The sequence below is a fragment of the Actinomycetospora sp. genome, from assembly GCF_036497585.1.
Taxonomy (GTDB): Bacteria; Actinomycetota; Actinomycetes; order Mycobacteriales; family Pseudonocardiaceae; genus Actinomycetospora.
Map to the genome: position 1 here is coordinate 1 of NZ_DASXJD010000168.1, position 3,057 is coordinate 3,057.

Annotated in this window: 3 protein-coding genes; all 3 read left to right on the forward strand. The window is 70.6% G+C overall.

Going from position 1 to position 3,057, the window contains the following annotated elements; genetic code table 11:
* A partial coding sequence (locus VGH76_RS16500; RefSeq protein ID WP_331557788.1) for a hypothetical protein occupies positions 1 to 1,284 on the forward strand: 1,284 nt, incomplete at its 5' end.
* Positions 1,285 to 1,764: 480 nt separating this feature from the next.
* Positions 1,765 to 2,490: a hypothetical protein gene (locus VGH76_RS16510; protein ID WP_331557789.1), complete on the forward strand. Its 726-nt coding sequence runs from the start codon at positions 1,765 to 1,767 to the stop codon at positions 2,488 to 2,490.
* A 139-nt stretch (positions 2,491 to 2,629) separates the two neighbouring features.
* Complete coding sequence (locus VGH76_RS16515) at positions 2,630 to 2,914, forward strand: hypothetical protein (protein ID WP_331557790.1); 285 nt, start codon at positions 2,630 to 2,632, stop codon at positions 2,912 to 2,914.
* Positions 2,915 to 3,057: the final 143 nt, after the last annotated feature.

The following is a 3,057-nucleotide window of genomic DNA, read 5'->3' on the forward strand; positions in this document are numbered from 1 at the left end:
ATCGTCCCGACGATCCGGCGGGGACGTCTCGTCGCCCGGTTCGACACGCTGCCGGAGGAGCTCCCGCTGCGGGTCCTCGCGGCGTCCTGCTACTACGTCGAGAACGACACCCCGGTCCTCGATGCGCTGCCGTTGCAGCTCCCCGCGGCCGTCCGCCGGGGGCGCGCCGCCGAGCTCATCCGCAAGGTCCGTCTCTGGCTGCGAACGCTGCTCAGCGCGCTCCCCCGCCGCGGCTCACCGCGGTTCCTCCAGGGCGGGGTGGCCCAGCGGTACCGGAAGCTCTACGACAACCCCGCCACGAGGCCGCACCTCAAGGTCCTCATGGGCGACCAGGTGTATCTCGACGCCCCGGTCCGCGACTTCTACCGGCACGAGCCTCCGGCGTCGCTCGCGCGGCGCGTGGCCCGCAGCTACCAGCGGTCGTGGGACGTGCTGGGCGAGTTCCTGACCCTCGGGGCCAACGTCTGCGTGTCCGACGACCACGAGTTCTGGAACGACTACCCCAACGACCCGCCGTTCCTCTGGCGCTCGCTGCAGGACCCCGAGGCCCGGGAGGCCTTCGAGCGCGCCGCCCTCGACCACCTGCGGTGGATGCAGGTGGCGCGCCCGACCTACCACGTGACGGTCGGCCCGCGCGGCTCGCGGCCGCAGCTCGCCGTCTTCGTCGCCGACACCCGCATCCACCGGACGACCGCCGACTGCGAGGACCCGCGGTTCATGCGCGACGAGGACCTCGCCGACCTCGTGACGTGGATCGACGAGCTCCGCTGTCCGGGCGTCCTCGTCGTGGGGCAGCCCCTCATCGTCGCCGCGGCAGGGGCGTTCGACGACAACCTGCGGTCCTACACGCGGCAGTACGACGAACTGTGCCGCGCGCTGCTGCGGTCCGCGCACGACGTCGTCGTCGTCTGCGGCGACTCCCATTTCGGCCGAGTGTCGACCATGAAGATGCCGGACACCGGCCGGCGCCACATCGAGGTGATCTCGTCGCCGCTCACCGTGCTCGAGGGTGCGGAGGCCTCGGTATCGACGGAGCTGCCGGAGGGGCTCGACGTCTTCCCGCCCGGCGCCGAGGGCACCGAGCGCACCGGGCTGGCGGAGTGGGTGAACGCCGTGCCGGGATGGGGTCCGGAGGCGATCTGCGAGGACCACGCGATGCTGCTCGGGTTCTCCGCCGGGGACGACGGCGGCGTCGAGCTCACCGTCGGCGCGTTCCTCATGCGTCGTCTCGACGCCGGGGGCGGGCCGAAGCTCGCGTGGACCGAGCGGTTCGACCTCCACTGACATGCTCGACCACCTCAGAACGGCCCGGGCCCACCGGGTCGGGGTTGTCGCTGCGGATCCAGCCAGGCCGGCGGGGTGAACCACGGCCGCCCTTCGATCATGGTTACCTCCCATCCGCCGTGGTGGATCAGGCGATGGTGGAAGGAGCACAGCAGGCACAGGTTGCTCTGCCTAGGGCTATGTGCCTGCTACGCCTCTTAAGTCACGAGATGGGGGGCGGCGCCCGCGCCTGTAACGGCTCTGCTGGAGCCCATGACTACTCCACTCCTACGGGATGCGGAGCCGGTGGCGCCACGGGCACAGCGCCAGACTCCCGCCGGGTCAGGACCGAGGCCGACGACCACTCCCGCGAGCGTGTCCGTGAAGATCAACAGAGCGAGCCCGCAGTGGGTGTTACCGCGTCTCCGCTCCGGGAGCCGAGTCTCTGCCAAAGTGAGGTCCGTCCCGGTCGCGTACGACCGCGTGGGGCACGCTGCTCCCGTGTCTGACGGGGAAGATCAGCCATCGGCCCTCACGGAGTTCATGGCAGAGATCGGCAGCAGCCTTGCGAACGAGGCCGTGAAGACGGCCGCACAGCTTCAGGGTCTCGACCCGATGACCGCGGCGGTGGTGGGTGGTGCTGCCGGGGGGACCGTGAAGGGCGTCAGCTCGGCTGCCCTCGCGATGTTCCGGCGTCGTCGCGACCGCGGGCTCGAAGCTCTCGCTGCCGCGCAGGCGGAGGCCGGCCTCGCCCCTGAGGCGCTACTCGAGCGTGCCCTCGAGGACGACCGGAAGCTCGACCTCCTCGGCCGGGCGCTCGAGGCCGCGACTCGGGAAGCCGACGAGCGGCGTGTGAGGTTCTATGGCCGGATCGCGGCCAGCGGCGTCCTCGCCGAGGACGACGCCAAGGTGGACAAGGCTGCCCGCGCGTTCTCGGCCCTCGCCACTCTCGACGCGGCTGACCTCAAGGTGCTCCTGCGGATGGCCGAGAAGGTGGAGCGGCCGTGGACAGTTGTCGATCTCGAAGAGCGCGAGGGTAGCGATGAGTTCTTCGAACTGGAGTCAGAGCTACCGGAGCTTATGGAGGTCGTGGACTCCGTGCTCTCGAGGCTGACGGGTCTCGGTCTAGTCAGCTATGTACGGAGGGAACGCGGAGGCGCCGAGATGTACTACGTCAACCCCATTGGCGAGCTGTGCGTCCGTCAGCTCACCGAAGGGCATGGGTGACGACGCCGGGACCTGCCTCGGTCGTCGGGCGCTGCCCCCGCTACCAAAGACCACCCAAAGCCCGCTCCCGGCGAGCGAACATCCACGCCGTCACGACGTCTAAGCGGGCCAGCGGCGACCTGAGGCACGGTGTACGGCCATGACCCACCGCACCACTGACGCGTGGATTCAGATCGACGGCGAGACCGAGCACGCAGGCACCATCAAGCTGCTCAACGGGCAGGCGCCGCCGTACTCCAGGACGCTGACCGAGCGGGGCCCGACCCAGCTCAAGCTCACCGACGCTGAGCCGCCGGACGGGCGGCCCGGCGCCGTCTACATGATCGTTACCTGCGTCCCGCTCCACGCACCGAGCAACGGGATCGAGCGGTCCGGCAGGTTCGCCGCCAGGCACCCCGCTCCCTCCCCCGGTGGGAGACGCTGAACATCTCCGCGCGAGCCTGCGTCGTACCCAAGGCCCTGCGCCGCCGGGGATGGACTTACGGGGCCCTCATCTCTCGCCGTCGCGGAACCTCCCCCGGTGGCGTCCCGGCGCGGGCCGCGGCGTGACGGCCACACACGCCCGTA

What these genes read in the sequence shown, in the direction of transcription:
- VGH76_RS16515 (WP_331557790.1), top strand. Translation starts at nt 2,630, where the DNA reads ATGACCCACCGCACCACTGACGCGTGGATTCAGATCGACGGCGAGACC.